The organism is Acidovorax sp. Leaf191, assembly GCF_001424425.1.
In the GTDB taxonomy this organism is placed as follows: Bacteria; Pseudomonadota; Gammaproteobacteria; order Burkholderiales; family Burkholderiaceae_C; genus Acidovorax.
The window spans coordinates 70,026-91,608 of the sequence record NZ_LMPT01000012.1 but is presented as its reverse complement, the minus strand read 5'-3'; the positions used below and the strand labels follow the sequence as shown (position 1 = coordinate 91,608).

17 protein-coding genes and 1 other RNA gene are annotated in these 21,583 nt (G+C 67.5%); 9 read left to right on the top strand and 9 right to left on the bottom strand.

All coding sequences use genetic code 11. From position 1 onward, the window contains the following. Positions 1-75 precede the first annotated feature (75 nt). The 6 genes from ASG27_RS09005 to dapF all read right to left on the bottom strand — a co-directional run bounded on the left by ASG27_RS09005 (position 76) and on the right by dapF (position 6,312). On the bottom strand, positions 76-1,149 hold the full coding sequence (locus ASG27_RS09005) for a CobW family GTP-binding protein (RefSeq protein ID WP_056415037.1): 1,074 nt from the start codon (positions 1,147-1,149) through the stop codon (positions 76-78). Between the two features lie 114 nt (positions 1,150-1,263). Further along, on the bottom strand, positions 1,264-2,499 hold the full coding sequence (locus tag ASG27_RS09000) for a class I SAM-dependent rRNA methyltransferase (protein WP_056415034.1): 1,236 nt from the start codon (positions 2,497-2,499) through the stop codon (positions 1,264-1,266). Positions 2,500-2,593: 94 nt separating this feature from the next. Further along, entirely contained in the window at positions 2,594-3,265 is a 672-nt protein-coding gene (gene lepB / locus ASG27_RS08995; RefSeq protein WP_082485888.1) for a signal peptidase I, read from the bottom strand. 334 nt (positions 3,266-3,599) lie between these two features. Further along, positions 3,600-4,574: a tyrosine recombinase XerC gene (locus ASG27_RS08990; RefSeq protein ID WP_056415031.1), complete on the bottom strand. Its 975-nt coding sequence runs from the start codon at positions 4,572-4,574 to the stop codon at positions 3,600-3,602. A 167-nt stretch (positions 4,575-4,741) separates the two neighbouring features. Next, a complete protein-coding gene (locus tag ASG27_RS08985; protein WP_056173087.1) occupies positions 4,742-5,434 on the bottom strand; it encodes a DUF484 family protein in 693 nt (230 codons plus the stop codon). Beyond that, entirely contained in the window at positions 5,431-6,312 is an 882-nt protein-coding gene (gene dapF / locus ASG27_RS08980) for a diaminopimelate epimerase (protein ID WP_056415029.1), read from the bottom strand. Before dapF ends, ASG27_RS08985 begins: the two co-directional genes overlap by 4 nt. Before the next feature lie 193 nt (positions 6,313-6,505). On the opposite strand from dapF, the gene ASG27_RS08975 reads away from it, so the two are divergent. Then, positions 6,506-7,216 carry a glutathione S-transferase N-terminal domain-containing protein gene (locus ASG27_RS08975; protein ID WP_056415026.1) on the top strand — a complete coding sequence of 237 codons (711 nt, stop codon included), beginning with the start codon at positions 6,506-6,508 and terminating at the stop codon, positions 7,214-7,216. 31 nt (positions 7,217-7,247) lie between these two features. On the opposite strand, the gene ASG27_RS08970 is transcribed toward ASG27_RS08975, so the two are convergent. Then, on the bottom strand, positions 7,248-8,132 hold the full coding sequence (locus tag ASG27_RS08970; RefSeq protein ID WP_056415022.1) for a LysR family transcriptional regulator: 885 nt from the start codon (positions 8,130-8,132) through the stop codon (positions 7,248-7,250). A gap of 137 nt (positions 8,133-8,269) precedes the next feature. On the opposite strand from ASG27_RS08970, the gene ASG27_RS08965 reads away from it, so the two are divergent. The 7 genes from ASG27_RS08965 to ASG27_RS08935 all read left to right on the top strand — a co-directional run bounded on the left by ASG27_RS08965 (position 8,270) and on the right by ASG27_RS08935 (position 17,435). Then, positions 8,270-9,472 carry an MFS transporter gene (locus ASG27_RS08965; RefSeq protein WP_056415019.1) on the top strand — a complete coding sequence of 401 codons (1,203 nt, stop codon included), beginning with the start codon at positions 8,270-8,272 and terminating at the stop codon, positions 9,470-9,472. Positions 9,473-10,711: 1,239 nt separating this feature from the next. Beyond that, positions 10,712-12,391: an MBL fold metallo-hydrolase gene (locus ASG27_RS08960; protein WP_056417077.1), complete on the top strand. Its 1,680-nt coding sequence runs from the start codon at positions 10,712-10,714 to the stop codon at positions 12,389-12,391. A 172-nt stretch (positions 12,392-12,563) separates the two neighbouring features. Next, complete coding sequence (locus ASG27_RS08955; protein ID WP_056417074.1) at positions 12,564-13,406, top strand: rRNA pseudouridine synthase; 843 nt, start codon at positions 12,564-12,566, stop codon at positions 13,404-13,406. A gap of 329 nt (positions 13,407-13,735) precedes the next feature. Continuing rightward, positions 13,736-15,004: a YjgN family protein gene (locus tag ASG27_RS08950; protein ID WP_056417071.1), complete on the top strand. Its 1,269-nt coding sequence runs from the start codon at positions 13,736-13,738 to the stop codon at positions 15,002-15,004. Beyond that, positions 15,001-16,269 carry a M48 family metallopeptidase gene (locus ASG27_RS08945; protein WP_056417068.1) on the top strand — a complete coding sequence of 423 codons (1,269 nt, stop codon included), beginning with the start codon at positions 15,001-15,003 and terminating at the stop codon, positions 16,267-16,269. The genes ASG27_RS08950 and ASG27_RS08945 overlap by 4 nt, the downstream gene beginning before the upstream one ends. Before the next feature lie 279 nt (positions 16,270-16,548). Next, positions 16,549-17,025: a hypothetical protein gene (locus tag ASG27_RS08940; protein WP_056417065.1), complete on the top strand. Its 477-nt coding sequence runs from the start codon at positions 16,549-16,551 to the stop codon at positions 17,023-17,025. Beyond that, on the top strand, positions 17,022-17,435 hold the full coding sequence (locus tag ASG27_RS08935; protein ID WP_056417063.1) for a hypothetical protein: 414 nt from the start codon (positions 17,022-17,024) through the stop codon (positions 17,433-17,435). Before ASG27_RS08940 ends, ASG27_RS08935 begins: the two co-directional genes overlap by 4 nt. Positions 17,436-17,484: 49 nt before the next feature. On the opposite strand, the gene rnpB is transcribed toward ASG27_RS08935, so the two are convergent. Together rnpB and rtcR are read right to left on the bottom strand one after the other, a co-directional pair. Next, positions 17,485-17,924, bottom strand: an RNA gene (rnpB, locus tag ASG27_RS11625) — RNase P RNA component class A. Between the two features lie 45 nt (positions 17,925-17,969). Beyond that, positions 17,970-19,604, bottom strand: a complete 1,635-nt coding sequence (rtcR, locus tag ASG27_RS08930) for an RNA repair transcriptional activator RtcR (protein WP_056417080.1) — start codon at positions 19,602-19,604, stop codon at positions 17,970-17,972. Between the two features lie 800 nt (positions 19,605-20,404). On the opposite strand from rtcR, the gene ASG27_RS08920 reads away from it, so the two are divergent. Next, positions 20,405-21,550 carry a slipin family protein gene (locus tag ASG27_RS08920; protein ID WP_056417060.1) on the top strand — a complete coding sequence of 382 codons (1,146 nt, stop codon included), beginning with the start codon at positions 20,405-20,407 and terminating at the stop codon, positions 21,548-21,550. Positions 21,551-21,583: the final 33 nt, after the last annotated feature.

Below are 21,583 nucleotides of genomic sequence, written 5' to 3'. Positions count from 1 at the left end.
TGGGCTGACGCAAACGGAAACGTTGCGGATACAACACAAATCGGGCCGGGATCGGCGCCCCGTCCTACGAATGGATCAAACGAGGCTTTGCTCCAGCCCTTGCAGAAAGATGTCCTTGGGCAGGTCGATGCCGATGAAGACCATCTTGCTCAAACGCTGCTCGCCCTCGGCCCACTGGGGGCCCAGGTCGCTGCCCATGAGCTGGTGCACACCCTGGAAGATCACCTTGCGCTCGGTGCCCTTCATATTAAGCACCCCTTTGTAGCGCAGCATGCGCGGGCCGTAAATATTGACGATGGCGCCCAGGAAATCCTCGAGCTTGGCCGGATCGAACGGCCGCTCGGAGCGAAAGACGAAACTCTTCACGTCGTCGTCATGGTGATGGTGGTGGCCGTGCCCATGGTCGTGCTGGTGCGAGGGGTGGCTGCAGTGCTCGCCGTGCTCGTGGTCATGGTCGTGGTGGTCATGGCCCTGGTCATGACCATCGCCCTCTTCCTTGAGGAACTCGGGGTCGATATCGAGCTTGGCATTGAGGTTGAAGCCCCGCAGGTCCAGCACTTCCTTCAAGGGCACCTCGCCGAAATGCACGGCCTTGATGGGTGCGCGGGGGTTCATGTGCTTCAAGCGATGGATCAGCGCGTCGGTCTCCTCCTGGGAGACCAGATCGGTCTTGGACAAGAAGATCTGGTCGGCAAAGCCCACCTGGCGGCGCGCTTCCTGGCGGTCGTTGAGCTGCTGGGGCGCGTGCTTGGCGTCCACCAGCGTGATGATGGAGTCGATGAGGTAGGTCTCGGCGATCTCCTCGTCCATGAAGAAGGTCTGCGCGACGGGGCCGGGGTCGGCCACGCCGGTGGTCTCGATGACGATGCGGTCGAACTCCAGCAGGTTCTTGCGCTTCTTGGCGGCCAGCAGCTGCAGCGTCTCGCGCAGGTCTTCGCGGATGGTGCAGCAGATGCAGCCGTTGCTCATCTGAACGATCTGCTCCTTGGACTCGGTCACGAGGATGTCGTTGTCGATGTTCTCTTCGCCGAATTCGTTCTCGATCACGGCGATCTTCTGGCCGTGGGCTTCGGAGAGCAGGCGCTTGAGCAAGGTGGTCTTGCCCGAGCCCAGGAAGCCGGTGAGGATGGTGACGGGGATCAATGCCATGTTGTGTGTCCTTCAAGGGATGAACCCATGCGCTGCACCCGGCACTGCGGGCCGGGTGTGCGTGGCGCAAGGGGTTGTTTTCAGTGTACCGACGCTGTCAAGCCCTTGCCGCGTTCAGCCCTTGCGCATCACCACCAGGCCCTTGAGGTACTCGCCTTCGGGGAATTCGAGGGTCATCGGGTGGTCGGGCGCGCCGCCCAGACGCTCCAGGATGAAGCCGTCCACGCCCGCATCGGCGCCCGCTGATGCGACGATCTTGTGGAACAGGTCTGCGCTGATGCCGCCCGAGCACGAGAAGGTGAACAGCACGCCGCCGGGCGAAAGCAACTGCAGCGCCAGGCGGTTGATGTCCTTGTACGCGCGTGCAGCGCGCTCGGCATGGGCCGCAGTGGGCGCAAACTTCGGCGGGTCGAGCACGATGGCGTCGAAGCGCCGGCCTTCCTTGAGAAACTGGCGCAGCGAGGCGTTCACGTCCGCATCCATGAAGCTGGCGTGGTTCAGGTCGAACCCGTTGAGCGCCACATGGGCGCGGGCGCGCTCCAGGGCCGGGCCCGACGAGTCGATGGACGTCACATGCCCGTCCGCCGATGCGCCGCCGGCGCGCATGCCCGCGAGCGCGGCCACGCTGAAGCCGCCGGTGTAGCAAAAGCAGTTGAGCACGTCCTTGAAGCCCAGGCGCTGCGCGTAGTCGGCAAAGCGCTTGCGGCTGTCGCGCTGGTCCAGGTAGAAGCCGGTCTTGTGGCCTTCGGCGATGTTCAGCGTCAAATTCCACTGGTGTTCGTGGATGGTGAGCTCGAGCGGGGGGCCTTCGCCGTCGCCCGGCGTACCCGTGGGGCCGCCGCGCAGCCAGCCGGTGGCGGGCTCGAGGCCCTCGAGCGCGCGCACGCTGGCGTCCGAGCGTTCATACAGCTTGGCCAAGCCCGTCTCGCGCAGCAGGGCATCGGCGATCACGGCTTTCCAGCGCTCGGTCCCGGCGCTGGTGAACTGCGCGACCAGGGTGTCGCCATAGCGGTCCACGATGAGGCCCGGCAGGCCGTCGGACTCGCCGTGCACTAGGCGCACACCGTCGCTTTGCACATCAAAACGGGCTCTGGCAATGATGGAGCGCGCGCAAGCAGCTATGAAAAAAGGAGCATCGATGCGCTGCGCCTCGTCGAAGCTCCACACCCGTGCGCGGATGCGCGAGCTGGGGCTGAACGCGGCCCAGGCCAGGAACTGGCCCTCGTGCGACTCCACGCGCACGGTCTCGCCGCTGTCGGCGCCGCCTTTGGCGATGGCCGATTCAAAAATCCAGGGGTGGCGGCGCAAGAGCGAGCGCTCTTTGCCAGGGCGAAGGCGAAGGGTTTTCATGATGGGGCGATTGTCGCGTGAATGCGCCCCGCCGCCGGCCAGTGCTGCAGGGCGCTGACCGTGCCGCCCTGCACTTGCTGACGGCCCGCCCGGGTCAGAGCGGGTGGCCGATGCGCCCGATGCGGGGCGCCCAGTTCTCCAGGATGTCGGCCGACACCAGCACCCGCCGCGCCTGGCCGATGAGCAGGTGCCGCGGCACGAAGCCGATGTAGCGGGAGTCCGCGCTGTTGTCCCGGTTGTCGCCCAGCACCAGGTACTGGCCCTCGGGCACCGTCACCGGCCCGAAGCTGCTGTGGGCCGTCACGCCCTGCAGCCACTGCACGCGCCGCTCGTGGCCGTCCAGGTGCTCCGTCCAGCGCGTGGCGGGCACTTCGGCGCCCAACTCGGCCAGGTGCTCGGTCACCGCCTCGGGCGCGTCGTAGCGCGCCGCCTGGCCGTTGAGGTACAGCACCTCGTCGCGCATCTCCACCGTGTCGCCCGGCAGCGCCGCAATGCGCTTGATGAGCCGCGTGCCGTCCAGCGGCGAGGAGAACGTGACCACATCCCCCCGCGTCGGATCCCCCAACCGCGCCACCACCACATCGGTGAGCGGCACCTTCAGGTCATAGGCCAGCCGGTTGACGAACACCACATCCCCCTCCAGCAGCGTAGGCCGCATGGACCCCGAAGGAATCGGATTCCAGTCCGCCACCGCCGTGCGAAAGATGCCGAAGCACAGCAGCAACACGATGAACCCACGGTTCGATTTGACCCATTTCAGCAACATGGCACAACACTCCAAGGCACCCTACAGCAAGCACCCCCTGCTCGGATGCACAGCCTCACATCTTGGTTCCATGGCCCCAGACAACGAGAACCACCCCGACCCGCCGCATGCCCGATCAGCGCCAGACACCGGCCCCGCAACCACCAACGCCCGCAGCGCGCGCCGCCCCCACCAGTGCACCCGTGGAGCTGGCTTTGCCAGGCCAGGGGGTGCGTCCCCCTCGGGGGAAGCGGCAACGCCGCTCAGGGGGCGACCCATCCTTCCCGTGGAGCTGGCTTTGCCGGGCCAGGGGGTGCGTCCCCCTCGGGGGAAGGCGCGCAGCGCCTCAGGGGGGCTACTTTTTTCTTGCGCGAGGATGCGCCGCGTCATACACCTTGGCCAGGTGCTGAAAATCCAGCCGCGTGTACACCTGCGTGGTGGTGATGTTGGCGTGCCCCAGCAGCTCCTGCACCGCGCGCAGGTCGCCGCTGCTTTGCAGCAAATGGCTGGCGAACGAGTGGCGCAGCATGTGCGGGTGCACCGGCGTGGTCAGCCCCGCCTGCTGGCTGCGCTGGCGCAGGCGCAGCCAGATCGACTGCGCCGTGAGCCGGGCGCCACGCTGGCCGACGAACAGCGCAGCGTCGAGCCGCGCGGCACCCTCGCCGCCAAACGGCGTGGCCCGCAGCTGCAGCCAGGCCTGCAACGCCTGGGTGGCGGCGCGGCCCACGGGCACGCTGCGGCGCTTGCTGCCCTTGCCGAACACATGGGCTTCGCCCGCCTGCAGGTCCACCCAGCCGCGGCCCAGGCGCTGGGTGTCGGGGCCGGGCACCGCGTCCAGCCCCGCCAGCTCGCCCACGCGCAGGCCGCAGCCGTACAGCAGCTCGACCATGGCCGCGTCACGCGCCTCCAGCCACGGGTCGGCGCCAGTGTTGTCGAACTCGGCCAGGCGCACCGCGTCGTCCACGCCCAGCGCCTTGGGCAGGGGCTTCGGCGCCTTGGGCGCACGCACGTCCTGCACCGGGTTGTGATCGATCAGGCCCTGGCGCCCGGCCCAGATGAAGAACCCGCGCCAGCCCGACAAAATGAGCGCAATCCCCCGCCCGCTGCGCCCCGCACTGTGCATCTGCGCCACGAAGCGGCGGATGTGCGCACTCGTCAGCTGCAGCAGCGGCAGATTCACCCCGTGCGCGAACTGCGCCAGCCGTGCGAGGTCCAGCGTGTACAGCGTGAGCGTGCGGTCCGCCAGCCGCTTCTCCACCCGCACATGCTCCAGATAGCGCAGCACCTGCGGGTCGGTGGGCAATGGCAAGGCAGCCGGAGCGTCGGACATGGTGGTAACGCCAAACAGAACGGCAGCAGCCTTGAAGCTCTAAACCACCCGCGCGAAGGCCGCAACCGGCGCGCCCCCACGCCAGCGCCACCGTGGAACCGGCTTCGCCGGGCCACGGGTGGCGTCCCCCCTTTGTGGGGAAGACGCGGAGCGGCTCAGGGGGGAGCTCATTTCAGGCGGATCAGCGCCGCACTGGCCAGCTCGGCCATGCGCGCCAGGAAGTCCGTGCCCATGGTCGCGTCAAAGCGGTGCGCATCGGGCGAGCCCAGCACCAGCAGGCCGAACGCCGGCGTGGCGCTGTCGATGGCCCCCGCGCGCAGCGGCAGCAGCGCGAGCGACTGGGCGGGTTCGCCCGGCTCCTGCGCCAGCCAGCCGGCCGGCTCGAAGCCCAGGTTGGGACCGCAGAACGGCATGGTCAGCGACGAGGCGAACGCGCGCGCGTCCTCGCTCGCGCCCTGGGTGAAGTCGGCATCGATGTACGGGCCGGCCACGTCCCACACGCGCACCGCCGCCTGGGGCACGTCGAACAGCGTGCGCAAGCCGTCCACCACGGCCTGCGGCAGGTCGAACGGGTCCTTGACCTCCAGCAGCGCGCTGGTCCACTGGTGCACCTTGTGCGCGATGGTGGCGTTTTCGGTGCTGTTGCGCACCATCTCCATGATGCGCTGCTCCAGGCCCTTGATCTTCTCGCGCAGCATCTCGGCCTGGCGCTCCTGCAGGCTCACGGCGCGGGCACCGTGGGGGCTGGTGATCTGCACGCTGGCCAGTACCTCCGCGTGGCGCTCGAAGAAGCCCGGCGTGTTGGTGAGGAACTGGGCGATGTCGTCTTCGGTGATCGGTGGGATGTGGGACGTCGTCATAGGAGGGTGTCGGGAATGTCGATCTGGCCTTCGAACACCGTGGTGGCCGGGCCGGTCATGAAAACGGAATCGGCCGCCTGGCCGCTCCAGGCGATGGTGAGCACTCCGCCGCGGGTCTCGACCTGCACTTCGGCGTCCAGCAGGCCCAGGCGGATGCCCGAGGCCACGGCCGCGCAGGCGCCGGTGCCGCAGGCCAGGGTCTCGCCCACGCCGCGCTCGAACACGCGCAGCCGCACATGGCTGCGGTCCACGACCTGCAGGTAGCCGGCGTTCACGCGCTGCGGAAAGCGCGCGTGGTGTTCGATGAGCGGGCCGGTCTGCGCGACGGGCGCCGTGTCCACGTTGTCCACCAGCTGCACGGCATGCGGGTTGCCCATGGAGGCCACCGCTACAAAAACAGGAGCTGCTTGCGCTTGCCCATCGAGCGACAGCGGCCATTTTTGCCCCGACCCCTGGTCCACGGGCGTGAGGCCGGCGGGGTCGAACGGCACCTTGGCCGGGTCGAACTCGGGGCGGCCCATGTCCACCGTCACGCGGCCGTCGGCCGTGAGGCGCGGGGCGATCACGCCGCTTTTGGTTTGCACGCGGATGGTGTCGCGGCCCGTCAGGCCCTTGTCGTGCACGAAGCGCGCAAAGCACCGGGCGCCGTTGCCGCACTGCTCGACCTCGCCGCCGTCGGCGTTGTGGATCACGTATTCGAAGTCGATGCCGTCGCCGGGCGACGGCCGCACGGTCAGGATCTGGTCGGCGCCCACGCCGAAGTGGCGGTCCGCCAGAAAGCGGTACTGGGCGGTGGACAGGCCCAGGCGGCCCTGGGTCTCGTCGAGCACGACGAAATCGTTGCCCGCGCCCTGCATCTTGGTGAAGCGAATCTGCATCCCCGGGATTATCGTCGCAGGACCGGGCTGCCCGCCATGGCGCACCCCATCGCACGCACCGCAGCGCCGGGCTGCCGTGCGGCGCACCCACGGCGCAAGCCCCTGGCGTGCACCGATTCGTACTCCGGTTTAGGCTTGCGTTCTTTCCGGCCTGCACGGCCGCTACCACCACCACTTCGAAGGATCTTTCAGCATGGCCCAGCCCGATCTCTCCGCCTTCACCATCACCCGCAAATGGCCCGCGCAGCACCCGGAGCGGATTCAGCTGTACTCGCTGCCCACGCCCAACGGCGTGAAGGTGTCGATCGCGCTCGAAGAGCTGGGCCTGCCCTACGAGCCGCACCTGGTGAGCTTCGAGACCAACGACCAGACCTCGCCCGAGTTCCTGTCGCTCAACCCCAACAACAAGATCCCGGCCATCCTGGACCCGAACGGGCCGGACGGCCAGCCCCTGGCGCTGTTCGAGTCCGGCGCCATCCTGGTGTACCTGGCCAGCAAGACCGGCCATTTGATGCCAGAGGACACCGCGGGCCGCTACGAGACCCTGCAGTGGGTGATGTGGCAGATGGGCGGCCTCGGCCCCATGTTCGGCCAGCTCGGCTTCTTCCACAAATTCGCCGGCAAGGACTATGAAGACAAGCGCCCGCGCGACCGCTACGTGGCGGAATCGAAGCGCCTCTTGAAGGTGCTGGACGAGCGCCTGAAGGGCCGCCAGTGGGTGATGGGCGACACCTACACCATCGCCGACATCGCCATCCTGCCGTGGGTGCGCAACCTGGTGGGCTTCTACGGCGCGGGCGACCTGGTGGAGTTCGGCCAGTTCAAGGAGATCGAGCGCGTGCTGGCAGCGTTCGTGAAGCGCCCGGCCGTGGCCAAGGGCCTGAACATTCCGGCGCGCGGCTGAGCCCGGCCGGCGCAGTGCATGGGCTGCCGCGTCAGCCCATGCGCTCTTGCAGAAAGTCCAGAAAACACGCGATGCGCGCGGCCAGTTGCGTGTTGCGGTAGTACACCGCGTTGATGGGCTGGCGCACCTCCACCGTGTCGCGCGCCAGCACCTGCACTAGGCGGCCGCTGTCGCGGTCGCCTGCGGTCATGAAGTCCGACAGGCACACCAGCCCCTCATGCGCGAGCGCCAGCTGGCGCAGGGTTTCGCCGCTCGACGCGGTGAGGCGGGGCACGATGGGCCACTGGTCCCCATGCGCGCCCCGCAGCGGCCAGCGGTTGAGCGACTCGGGCTGGTTGAAGCCCAGCAGCGTGTGCCCCGCCAGGTCCCCCACGCTCTTGGGCCTGCCCGCGCGCGCCAGGTACTCGGGGCTGGCCAGCACCCGCAGGCGCGTGGTGCACAGCGGGCGCGCGTGCAGGGTCGAGTCCTGCAGCTGGCCGATGCGGATCGCCACGTCGGTGCGCCGCTCCAGCAGGTCGATATAACCCTCGTCCGTGTCGAGCTCCAGGGTGATCTGCGGGTAAGCGCTGCGAAACGCCGGCACCAGCGGCACGACGGCGTGCAGCATGAACGGCGTGGCCGCATTCACGCGCAGCCGCCCCGCAGGCTGATGGCGGCGCGCGGCCATGTGCTCTTCGGCGTCTTCGATGGACGCGAGGATGGCGCGCGTGCGCTGCAGGAAGGCCTGGCCCTCCTCCGTGAGTTCGGTGCGGCGGGTGGTGCGGCGCAGCAGCGTGGTGTCGAGCTTTTTCTCCAGCCGTGCCAGCGCCCGGCTGATGCCCGAGACCGTCTGGTGCAGGCGGTCGGCGGCCGCGGTGATGGAGCCGCCGTCCACGACGGCGACAAAGGCCTGCAGCTCTTCGAGCGTGGTTTTCATGGAATGCACCTCGGTTCAGACGACCCGCCATTATTGATTTGGCAGCAAGTATCTTCTGCTGATCACCGTCTTTTTCTGCAAAGGACAAGCACCCACACTCCAGGCATTCAACCATTGCCTACCAGGAGTGTTCCTTTATGCCCATTGCCTTGCTCGCGCTGACGCTCAGCGCATTCGCCATCGGCACGACCGAGTTCGTGATCGTCGGCCTGCTGCCCACCGTGGCAGCCGACCTGGCCATCAGCATCCCGTCTGCAGGCCTGCTGGTCAGCCTGTACGCCCTGGGTGTGGCGGTCGGCGCGCCGGTGCTCACCGCCCTCACCGGCCGCGTGCCGCGCAAGGCACTGCTGCTGTCGCTGATGGCGCTGTTCACCGCCGGCAACCTGCTGGCCTGGCAGGCCCCGAGCTACGAGACGCTGGTGGCCGCGCGCATCCTCACCGGCCTGGCGCACGGCGTGTTCTTCTCGATCGGCTCGACCATCGCCACCGGCCTCGTGCCGCGCGAGAAGGCCGCGAGCGCCATCGCCATCATGTTCACCGGCCTCACCGTGGCGCTGGTCACCGGCGTGCCGCTGGGCACCTTCATCGGCCAGCATTTTGGTTGGCGCGAAACCTTCCTCGCCGTGGCGGCGCTGGGCGTGGTGGCCTTCGTCGGCAGCGCGTGGTTCGTGCCGCGCGGCATTGCGCACACTCCGCCTGCGTCACTGCTGCAACAGGCCCGCGTGCTGGCCGAGCCGCGCCTGCTGCTGGTGTACGCCAAGACGGCGGTCGGCTATGGCGGCACCTTCATCCCCTTCACTTTTCTCGCGCCCATCCTCACGGACATCTCGGGCTTCAGCGCGGGCGCCGTGGGCTGGGTGATGCTGGTGTACGGCGTGTCGGTGGCGGTTGGCAACATCTGGGGCGGCCGCCTGGCCGACCGGCTGGGGCCCATCCCCGCGCTGCGCATCATCTTTGCGCTGCTGGCTGCGGTGTTGTTGTTGCTGCAGTTCACCGCGCCCTACCCCTGGCTGGCTTTGGTCACCGTGCTGTTGTGGGGTGCTGTGGCATTCGGCAATGTGCCGGGGTTGCAGGTCTATGTGGTCAAGCAGGCCGAGCGGTTCACACCCCAGGCGGTGGATGTGGCGTCGGGGCTGAACATTGCGGCGTTCAATCTGGGGATTGCGGGAGCGGCGTGGGGCGGGGGGTTGATCGTGACGCATCTGGGGTTGATGCATACGCCGTGGATTGGGGCGGTGGTGGTGTTGGTGTCGCTGGGGTTGACGCATTACAGCGGGGTGCTGGACAGGCGCAGTGGGATACCGGTGCGGGGTGGTGGGGCGGTGGCTGTGGGGCATTGAGTGAGGCTGGCTTCGAGTGCTTCCATCCCTTTTTTTCTGGGCGGGGGCACTTCACTCACAGCCGTTCGGGTTGAGCCTGTCGAAACCGGGGCACATCGATCCACGTCCGTTCGGGTTGAGCTTGTCGAAACCTGGGCACATCGATCCACGTCCGTTCGGGTTGAGCCTGTCGAAACCAGGGCGCAGCGACCCACATCCGTTCGGGTTGAGCTTGTCGAAACCAGGGCACATCGGTCCACGTCCGTTCGGGTTGAGCTTGTCGAAACCTGGGCGCTGCTCGCAGGCTCGCTGATGGGCAGCATGCCTTTGTTRAGGGCGGAGGCCGGGAGTCGCCCGGCGTGCGAGTAACTTTCTTTCGCGTCGCCGAAAGAAAGTCACCAAAGAAAGGGCGACCCTACAGCCTGCGTCCCCACTCGCGTGGGGTGCGCTGCGGAACTCGCTGCGCGCTGCCGCGCTACGCTCAAACATCCGCAGCGAGTCAGTTCACGATGCGTGTGTCCTTCGGCACACGCTCACCCCWCGCCCTGCGCTCCTCGGCGCATCCTGAAGGGATAGGGGAGAGAACATCCACACGGGCCATCGCGTTGCTCGGCCCCGAACGCGCAGGCGCTGCGCGCCGCGACCGCGCGGCCGAGCGAAGCAATGGCCCGTGTGGCTGTTCGGATGTTCGGCTGTCCACCCCCTGTGGCTGCGCCTGCGGCGGGGCGGTTGCGGGGTGAGCATGCGCGTCGGAGCGCGCATGCTTCGTCATCTAGCTCGCCGTGGTTGTCTGAACGGAGCGCCAACGGCGCGCAGTGAGTTCCACGGCGCACCCCGCAACCGCCCCGACGCAGGTTTGCCCCGTAGCGCAGCGAAGGGGTCGCAGACTGGGGGTCGCCTTCTCTTTGGTGACTTTCTCTTGGCGAACAAAGTTACCGCGCCGCCGGGCGCGCACCCCGGCTCCCGCCCTCAACACAGGCATGCTGCCGAATCAGCGAGCCCGCGAGCAGCACCCAGGTTTCGACACGCTCAACCCGAACGGATGGGGTTACGGAAGGGCAAGGTTTCGACAAGCTCAACCCGAACGGACAGCGATGACGGACAAACGCTTCGACAACCTCAGCCCGAACGGGCGAGGGTGCAACACCTTAGGTTTCAACAGGCCCAACCCTAACGCCAAGGGAACAAGACCCCACCCCCCACAACCCAGGTCCCAAACAGACACGAACACCCAACCCACTCCCCCTCGATAATCCCCCGATGCCCCGCACCACCCAACAACTGCACCCCCACCGCGAGCCCGTAGCCACCCGCCCCGCCGCCACCGTGCTGCTGCTGCGTGACGCCACAGGCAACAACAGCGGGCTCGAAGTCCTCATGACCCGCCGATCCGCCAGCGCCAGCTTCGCCCCCGGCGCATACGTCTTCCCCGGCGGCGGCATCGATGCACTGGACGCCGCCCCCACCACCCACGCCGCCGCAGACCGCCGCCCCACACAAAGCGACCTGCACCTCACCCAGGCCATCGCCGCCATCCGCGAGAGCTTTGAAGAACTGGGCGTCCTGCTGGCGCGCCACGCCGCCGACGGCCGCTGGGCCGATGCCGCCGACATCGCTGCCATCGACCGCCACCAGCCCTTCGCCCAGCAATGCAGCGCACGCGGCCTGCGGCTCGCGGCCGACAGCGTGTTCGTGCTGGCGCACTGGACGACCGACCGCGACCTGCCGCGCCGCTTCGACGTGCCGTTTCTCGTGGCACGCATGCCTGAAGAAGGCCAGGAGCCGGTGGCCGACGAGGCCGAGCAGTTCGAGCCCGTGTGGGTGCGCCCGGCCGATGCGCTCGCGCGGCACGAGGCGGGGCAGTTCTTCATGATCTTTCCGACCGTGCGCACGCTGCAGCGGCTGGCGCAGTTCGGCACCACGCAGGCCGTGTTCGATGCGCTGGCCGATGAGCAGCCGCTGTGGACCAGCTGCCCGCGCGCCGGCACCCTGGCCGGCAAGGAAGCGCGCTACATGGAGAGCGACACGCCCTACGGCGAGCTGGCGCTGGTGTGCCCCGACGGGCAGATCGTCCACGCGCTCGACTGGCAGACCGCGCAGCCCGTGCCGCTGCTGCGCAACGTGCAACGCCTGACCGCGCCCAACCCCGGCGTGATGACCGGGCCCGGCACCAACAGCTACCTGGTGGGCGACCCGGCCACCGGGTTCATCGCCATCGACCCCGGCCCGGCAGACCCGGAGCACCTGGACACGCTCTGGCGCGCAGCGGGTGGCGACATCCGCATGATCGTGTGCACGCATTCGCACGCGGACCACTCGCCGGGCGCGGCGCCGCTGCAGGCGCTGTGCGTGCAGGCGGGCAAGGCGCCGCCGCCCATCCTGGGCCTGCCGTCCGCGCCCACGGCGCGCGCAGCCAGCGCCTTCACGCCCGACCGGGTGCTACAAAACAATGAGCTGCTGACGCTTGCAGGACAAGCGGCAGAGGGCCCCGTCACCCACACCCTGCAGGTGATCCACACGCCCGGCCATGCCGCCAACCACCTGTGCCTGCTGCTGGTGGAAGACGCCTTGCTGTTCAGCGGCGACCACATCCTGAACGGCAGCACCACGGTGGTGGACCCGCCGGACGGCAACATGGCCGACTACCTCGACTCGCTCGACCGGCTGGATGCGGTCTGCGCGCAGCACGGCGTGGAGTTCATCCTGCCCGCGCACGGCTATGTGCTGGGCCAGGCCCGCAGCGCCATCGCCAAGCTCAAGGCCCACCGCCTCGCACGCGAAGCCAAGGTGATGGCCGCCATGCAGGCGCTGCCAGAGGGCACCATGGAAGACTGGGTGCGCCACGCCTACGACGACGTGCCGCCGCGCATGTGGCCGGTGGCGCAGCGGTCGCTGCTGGCGCATGTGGAACGCATCCAGTCCCTGCAACTTGAAGGTTGAGAAGCCCCCCTGAGCGGCTGCGCCGCTTCCCCCCAGGGGGACGCCACCCGTGCCCTGGCAGAGCCAGTTCCACGGTGGCACTGGCGACAGGCCGCGCTCGTGGGGAGTGCACCGCCGACAATCACCCACCTACACCCTCGACACGCGCACGGCGAATGTTCACCTTTGATGTATGACCGACAAGAACCCTGACCCTTCCCACATCCGCCTGGCCAAGCGCGTGGCCGACCAACTCAACTGCTCGCGCAGCACGGCGGAGCAGTTCATCGAGGGCGGCTTCGTGAGCGTGGACGGCCAGGTGGTGGAAGCGCCCGGCGCCCGCGTGCGCCCCGACCAGGCCGTGACGGTGGACCCCGATGCCAGCCTGCTGGAACTCACGCCCGTCACGCTGCTGCTGCACAAGCCCGCCGGATTTGAAGCGGGCCTGGGCCAGAGCGCGCCCGGCGGCGGCGGAGGCGGAGGCGGCGCCCACGGCACGCCATCCGGCAGTCATGGCAGCCACGGCAGTCACGGCAGCCGCAGCCAGGGCGCCACGCCCGCCACCACGCTGCTGGGCGCCGCGTCGCACCTGGCGGAAGACGCCTCGGGCATCCGCGTGCTGCAGCGGCACTTCCGGCACCTCGAATGCTTCACGCCCCTGCCGACTGAGGCCAGCGGGCTCGTGGTTTACACGCAGGACAAGCGCATCGGGCGCAAGCTGGCCGAAGACATCGAGTCGCTGGAGCAGGAGTGCATCGTCGAGGTGAAAGGCGAGATCGCCCCGAACGGCCTGCAGCGCCTGTGCCACGGCCTCACCTTCAACGGCCGCCCGCTGCCGCCCATCAAAGTGAGCTGGCAGAACGAGACGAAGCTGCGGTTTGCGCTCAAGGGCATCCGGCCCGGGCAGATCCCGGCGATGTGCGAGGCCGTGGGCCTGTCGGTGGTGGCGATCAAGCGCATCCGCATCGGCCGGGTGCCGCTGGCCAAGGTGCCCGAGGGGCAGTGGCGGTATCTTCAACCCTGGGAAAAATTCTGACTCCCCCTGAGTCGCCTTCGGCGCCATCCCCCTGAGGGGGACGCACCCGGTGGACTGGCTAAGCCAGATCCACGGGAAGAACTGATGCCCCCCCTGAGCGGCTGCGCCGCTTCCCGCCAAGGGGGACGCACCCCGTGGCCTGGCGAAGCCAGATCCACGGGTGCGCTGGCGGGGGCGCGCCCTATGCGGACGGCGTGTGGTGGGCGACCAATGCTATTAAAAATATAGCTACTGGCGTTTGCCTATCAAGCGGTAGAGGCCATTTTTGCTTTAATTTCGCACCCGTGCCTCGCTGCTACACTGCCTGCCACTCAGGAGGGAGTGAGTTCATGAACGAAAACAAGACCGGCGGCTCGGCGGGACCGATGTCGACCTTCATGCCGCAGAACATCGATGCGTACCCGCTCGAATTCACCGGGAGCGGTGGCGAGTATTTCAGGGTGTGGATCGTCAACGTGCTGCTGTCCATTGTCACACTGGGCATCTACACGCCCTGGGCGCGGCGGCGCACTGCGCAGTACTTCTACAGCCACACGCTGGTGGCGGGCAGCCCGCTCGAATTCACCGCGCAGCAGCGCAAGATGGTGATGGGCTTTGTGCTGCTGACGCTGATCACCATCGCCTACAACATCGCCGCCAACACCGGCCAGGATACCGCCGTGGGCGTGTTCTTGCTGACGGGCGCGCTGCTCTCGCCGCTGATCTGGGGCAGCGCCATGCGCTTTCGCCTGGGTGCCACGCGCTGGCGCGGTCTGCGCCTGCAGTTCACCGCCAGCTGGAAAGAGGTCTACATCGCCAGCTGGCCGATGTTTGCGCTGGCCCTGGTGTGGTTCGCCGTGTTCTTCGGCATGCAGATGCTGTCGCCCGAACTGGCCCAGGCCATGGAGGCGGTGGAAGAAGCCGAAGAAGGCGTCAAGCGGGCGCTGCCCAGCTTCACCCCCGCCATGGGCGGCCTGCTGGCGCTGGGCCTGGTGCTGACGGTGCTGTGCTTCATCCGGCTGGAATACAACTACAAGAGCCTGCTGGTGCTGCGCGCCCAGGTGGGCGCCGAACGCGGCCGCTGGAAGCCGGTGTACATGGACTTCGTGAAGGTGTGGCTGGCCACGGTGGCCGTGTTCATCCTGTGCGTGGTGGTCATCGCCACGCTGATCGCGGTGCTGGCGGGCAGCTCCATCGCGCTGCTGGTGGCCACCTCGGACAAGCTGGGCTTCTGGCTGTTCGTGATCATCTTCGCCTCCATCATCGGCGGCATGCTGCTGCTGTTCCTCGCGTCGGCCCCGGCCCGCGCGTACCGCGAGGCCCGCATGTTCCAGCTGCTGTGGAACAACACGGGCGTGAGCCATGTGGCCCGCTTCAAGTGCCACCTCAAGAGCGGCGGCTACGTGGGCCTGCGCATCAAGAACATGTTCCTGACATTGTTCACGCTGGGCCTGTACCGCCCGTTTGCCCGCGTGAGCGAATACCGCATGAAGCTCGAATCGGTGACCCTGCACGTCAAGGGCGGCGTGGAGCAGGTGGCCGGCACCATGGTCCGCCAGCAGCAGGGCGGCCTGGGCGATGCGCTGGCCGACGCGGCCGGCCTGGACCTCATCGGATGAGTGACCCCACCACGCCCCCGGCCCGCCTGCTGCAGGGACGCTGGTTCGACGGGCTGAGCAGCAAGGCCCGGCCCGTGATGGTGAGCCTGCAGCCCACGCCCCGTGGGCCGTCGCTGGTGCTGCACCCGCTTTCGCAGCCCGGTGCCGAGCCCGTGGTCTTTGCCTGGAAGGACGTGGGCTGGCCCGAGGCCTGGAACGAGCACAAGCCCCAGCCCCGCGTGGTGGTGGACCTGCGCGACCAGGGCAGCCTCGAGATCGACGCCGTGGCCGACTGGCGCGCCGCGCTGGCCGCCGCGGGCGAGCGCCCCGGCATCGCCCAGCGCATGCAGACGCGCTGGCCCGTGCTGCTGGGCGTGACGGTGGCGGCGGCCATCGGCCTCACGCTGTTCTACCGCTACGGCACGCCCTGGGCCGCCACGCAGCTCACCCGCTTCGTGCCGGTGGGCTGGGAAACCAGCGTGGCCGAGAACGTGCTCAGGCAGATGGACGACGGCACCCTCAAGCCCAGCAAACTGCCCCGCGAGCGGCAAGACCAGCTCAAGGCGCGCTTCGACGCACTGGTGCAGCAGACTCCGAAGACGTTGCACCGGTACCCCGACTACCGCCCGCCCCTGTCGCTGGAGTTCCGCGCGGGCATGGGCGCCAATGCGTTCGCGCTGCCCGGCGGCAAGATCGTGATGACCGACGGCATCGTCAAGGCCGCGGCCGAGAAGGGCCTGCCCGACGACGCCCTGGTGGGCGTGCTGGCGCACGAGATCGGCCACGTCGTGCACCGCCACACCACCCGCATGGTGGTCGAGCAAGGCGTGCTCAACATGGGCCTGGGCCTGGCGCTGGGCGACGTGTCGGGCGTCGTGTCCACCGGCGCATCGGTGCTCACCGGCCTGGCCTACAGCCGCAGCCACGAGCGCGAAGCCGACTGCTACGCCATTGCCCTCATGCGCCACACCGCCCTGCCCACTGCGCCCATGGGCAAGCTGCTGCTGGCCATTGCGCGGGACGAAGAGGAAGAAGAAGAAAAAAAGAGCAAGAAGCCAAAAGCCCAGGAAAAAGGCAGCGCCGCGACCACCCCAGGCCAGGGTGCGGATACCGCGGCATCGGCTCCTGCACCATCGGGCAGCGCCCCCGCACCCAGCTCCAAGGGCCAGGCCCGCGCAGAGCTGGAGGCCCACCCCGTGTGGTCGCTGCTCAGCAGCCACCCGGACACCGTGCGCCGGGCCACCGAGCTGGAACAAGGCCACGCACCGCACTGCGGCAAGGACTGACACGGCGTTGCTGGACGCAACAGCTGGATGAACTGACGATGCGGTTTGGATGGCATTCCGATGCCGCAACCCGCCATGGAGGCAGCACAAACCACTGAATTTGTTACCCAAACAAACACAAGGTAACAGCCATTGGCGTCTGCATACAGAGAATGGCCGGGTTCGCAGCCGCCTGCCTTGCATGGACGAGGTCGATTCCTCGCAGACGCAGGGATTGGAACCCAGGCGGTGTATTGCCCTGCTGACCGGCAGGGCTCACCCATCCCCTCTCCACCACCCATGAGCACGACACTCACCGCACTCAATGCCTTCGTCGGCAAGCCGATCTCCGACATCTGCTCCAACAAATTCGACTCCTCCACGCAAAATCATTGCGCACATTTTGTAAGCCACGCACTGGGCATCAAACTGGGCATGCTGTGCGGCGACATGAAGTTCGCCACCAAAAAGACCGGTGGGTCCATCCGCTGCGACGAGCTCTACAACCGGCTGGCCCTCAAGGGCAAATGGGAAGACAAGCCCGCGATCACCGACGGGCTCCTGATCTTTGTCCTGTCCGCATCCAACGTGGTGAACAACGTGATGGGGCCCGTGCCGCAAAAACACGTCGGCATCCACTACGGCGGCAAGGTGTTCAACTTCTCCAACAGCCAGCACAAGGTCGTGGTCGACAACTCCGTGGAAGCGTTCCACAGCAAGTTCAAGAACAGTTACGCCGGCGCCGATATTTCCCTGTACTACGGGGTGGCACCGTGAAACGCGGTGTGCGCCTGCTGTGCGCAGCAGCCATCGGGCTCGGCTGCACCTTGGCAGCGCCCGCGTTCGCGGCCGGTGCATCAGCCGCTGCCGCTGCGGACCCGGTCGCCACGCAAAAGGCCTTGAGCGCCTTGCTTGCCGCCGCCAACGACACCATTCCCCGCGCATCCTCATGCCATGGCGATTTTGGTCAGGCTGGAAAAGCCAAGGTCAAGGATCTGCTGGCCATGCGCATGGCGTACCTGTATGCAGGCACGAATGTGATCGAGGGGAGTTGCAGCAAGGCGGCGCAATGTACGGTGACCATTCGCCACGCGGCGGGTGAGGATGTGGCCTCTGCGGCCATCTCGTTCGCCGTCGGTGCAGGCAAGGCCCGGGCGTCGTCGCTGCAGTGCGTGATCACCCCGTGATGATGCTGCGGCTGTCGCTGCTGCCGGTGTGCCGGGTCGTCGGAATAAAGTGTGAAGCACGCCGATAAGCCGGATTCTGTGCACCACGGTTGCCCGCAGTGTGACCGCCATTAATCTGGGCCGGGTGTCGCCACCACGGCTCGGTGCTACCTACCCGCCAGCTCTGCGGAACCACATCAACGCTGGCCTACTTGGTATTGCTGCGCGTAGAGATTGCCCGTTTCACCCCGAGCGGGCTTGCCCGCTCGGGGTGGCTGTTCGGACCCCGCTTTCGCCGGGTTCGGACAGCTCTCGCTGTCCTCTCGCCAGCTTGCGCTGGCGCCTCACAGAACACTCCGCGGCAGGTAGTTTCCACCCGGACTCGTCTCTGTTGCTCTGATCCTCACCTCACGGTGGGCAGCCGTTAGCTGCTACGCTGTCCTGTGCAGTCCGGACGTTCCTCCAGTGCCTGGTTTCCCAGATTGCACCAGCGGCGGTCTGGCGTGCTTCACGGGCTGGATTATCCCACCTCCCGTGTGGCGCAACGCGCAGCCTTTACCCAATGCGGCTGACACGCTCCCAATCCAGCCCGAACCGCGCCAGAAACTTGCGCAGCCGGTCCGCATCGTTGACCACGGTGCGCTGCGTGCGCGACGCGTTGAAGAGTTGCCGGCCCGCATCCGACAGGGTGCGCGACTGCCGGCACACCTGCAGCACCGCGGCCAGTTGCAACTGGTCGAACAGGTCCAGCGCAGCCACCGCCTCCTCGCCCAGCAGTTCCACCAGGTCGTCGCGGCCGACGGTGCCAGCGCCTGCCTGGGCCATGCCGTCGCGCGCATCCCGGGCGGCCTGCCACAGCCAGCGCAGGCGGGCGATCTCGGCATCGACCAGGGGCAGGCCGATGCGGCCGCTGTCGGCCAGCGTGGCCAGGCGCGTGGCGCTGGCCGACAGGTCGCGGAAGTTGCCGCTCCACAGCGCGTCGGGTGACTGGGCGTAGCGCAGGTAGGCCGCGCGCGCCTCGGCCGACAGGCGCACCATGCGGCCCAGCTCGGCCCCGGTGCGCGCGAGCAGGTGGTCCAGGTTGGGCTCGATGTCCTCGGGCCGCTGGGCCAGGCCGGGCAGCTGGTAGCTCCAGAGGTTGATGCGTGCGTACAGGTCTTCGCGAAAGCGCCCGGCCGCCACTTCGGTGCGCAGGTCGCGGTTGGTGCCCGCGATCAGCTCGAAGTCGCTGCTCACCTCGCGGTCGCTGCCCATGGGGTAGAAGCGCTTTTCCTCCACGGCCTTGAGCAGCATGGCCTGCTCGTCCAGCCCCAGCTCGCCGATCTCGTCGAGGAACAGCACGCCCTTGTGCGCAGTGCGCAGCAGGCCCGCGCGGTCGGCTGCGGCGCCGGTGAAGGCGCCCTTCTTGTGGCCGAACAGCGTGGAGGCAGCGCCGTCGCCGTGCAGCGTGGCGCAGTTGACCTCGACGAAGTCGCCCTCGACCTGGTGGCGCGCCTTCTTGAGCTCGAACATGCGCCGCGCCAGGTGCGACTTGCCCGCGCCCGTGGGGCCAGTGAACAGGATGGGCGCACGCGACCGCACCGCCACGCGCTCGACCTCTTCGATCAATGCGTTGAAGCGCGCATTGCGCGTGGCGATGCCGCTCTTGAGGAAATCGAGCGCATCGCGCTGCTCGGCGCCGAAGCGCTGCGCGATCACGTCGTAGCGCGACAGGTCCAGGTCGATCAGCGCGTAGCTGCCCGGGTCGCCCATCTGCTGGCGCTTTGGCGGTGATGTCTGCGCCAGCACACCGGGGATGCGGCGCGACTCCACCAGCAGGAACAGGCAGATCTGCGCCACGTGCGTGCCGGTGGTGATGTGCGTCCAGTACGCCTCGCGCTCGGTGTCGAAGCAGTAGCCCTGCGTCCAGTCAAAGAGCGTGGCGTAGACCTCGCCGAAGTCCCACGGGTCGGCGATGTCCAGCTTGACGAGGTGGACGGTGGTCTCAGGCGACGCAGTGTGGATGTCCGTGCGCACCTGGTGGGCCAGTTCGTGGTGAGGAGGGGTGTAGAGCAGCTCCATCCGCTTGACCACCACATCCTCGTGCTGGGCCAGCGACACCGTGGGGCGCCACTTCTCCCAGCGGCCTGCCCCCTTGCCTGCGTCCAGCTGGGTGCCCAGGAAGCCGATGACCACTTTTTCTTTGCGCATCATGTTTAGCTAATTGACTAGCTTTAATTCTATCTTTTGACCGAATTGATGGCGACAAAGAATTTTCCTCATGTCAGAAAGTTCATATAAATCAATGATTTGCGATTTTTCACCCGTAAATTTCTCAAGCTGGCACGCATCTGGCAATAGATAAGTACCAGACGCCAGCGTCGACCGCTCACAGGCCAGGGTTAGGACACAAGTTCGCCCTGCCGGTGCCGAGGTTCCAGGGGCCCTCAAGGCCCTCGTCGACCCCCTGCATGCCGCACTTCGCCAGCGTCTGGTCACGGCACGGTCGTGGAGACCACTCCGAAAGGACGTGTCTGGTTCGACTCCAGGCGTGCCACCACTGGTAGCTCAGAGGTAGAGCAACCCGCAAGGGTCTGTCACAGGTTCGACTCCTGTCCATTCTTCCGGCCGCAAGGCCGGAGCTTTGAAGAAACGGTCGAAAGACCACCCGCCGGACGCGGGGCGCAGGCAAAGGCTGCTGCACGGCAGCCCCCGCCGGCACCCCGTCAGCCGGCGGCGGTTTGCACCAGACCCCGGTGCAGCCCGCGCCCGCAGCCAGCCACGCTGCCGCCCTGTTTGCAGGGCAGCAACCACGGCGCACTGCAAGGCCCGCGGCTGCACTGCCTGGAGCCCCGCCGCCGCTGTAACGGCGCCCTATCGGGATTGGGGTCGTGTTGCCAGCGCTGTGCGGCAGCCGACATGACAACGACGACGAAGAAGAGAAGAAGAGAAGAAGAGAAGACGAACGAACGAGGAATCCGCGACGCGGACCGCCACAAGGAGAAAAAGAAATGCTGAACAACAAGATCCAACGCATCACCGTCAAGAAGAACGAACGCGCCCTGCTGCTGCGCAATGGCGATTTCGACCGCGTGCTGCAGAGCGGCACGCACTGGCTGTTTGCCGGCCTGGACACGCTGCGCGTGGAAACCTTCGCCCTGGAGCAACCCGCGTTCACGCACGGCCTGGCCGACTACCTGATGGCGCAGGAGCCCGCCGTGGTCGCCGCCCACTTCGTGCAGGTGAACCTGTCGGAGCGCGAAGCGGGCCTGCGCAGCGAGAACGGCGTGCTGGTCGAAATCCTGCCGCCCGGCACGCGCCGCCTGTACTGGAAGGGCCTGGTGGACGTGGCCGTGCAGGTGGTGAACCTGCACAACGGTGCCGAGCTGCCCGCCGACCTGGTCGCCCGCCTGACGCAGACCCCACTGCGCCAGCGCGCAGTGACCGGCCTGAACGGCGTGCTGCAGGTGCAGGTGCCCGAGGGCCAGTGCGCGCTGCTGACGCTGGACGGCAAGGTCGAGCGCCTGCTGACCGCCGGTGCCTACGCGTTCTGGAAGTATGGCCGCACCATCGCCGTGGAACTGGTGGATTTGCGCCTGCAGGCCGTGGAGGTCTCGGGCCAGGACATCATGACCCGCGACAAGGTGGGCCTGCGCCTGAACCTGTCGGCCACCTACCGCATCACGGATGTGCTGCAAGCCTTTGCCCAGCTGCAAAAGCCTGCCGACTACCTGTACCGCGAGCTGCAGTTTGCGCTGCGCGCCGCCGTGGGCACCCGCACGCTCGACGAGCTGCTGGAGAACAAGACGGTGATCGACGAGGTGGTGACGGCGCACCTGGCCACCAAGCTGCAGCCCTACGGCATGCAACTGGAGAGCGTGGGCGTGAAGGACATCGTGCTGCCCGGCGAGATGAAAGCCATCCTGACCCAGGTGGTGCAGGCGGAAAAGCAGGCCCAGGCCAACGTGATCCGCCGCCGCGAGGAAACCGCCGCCACGCGGTCGCTGCTCAACACCGCCAAGGTGATGGAGGACAACCCCGTCGCACTGCGCATGAAGGAGCTGGAGACGCTGGAACGCGTGGCTGAGCGGATCGACAAGATCTCGGTGTTTGGCGGCCTGGACCAGGTGCTGAATGGCCTCGTGAAGATGCGTTGATTCTCATGAAGCAAGAGAAATCGAGATGAAAGC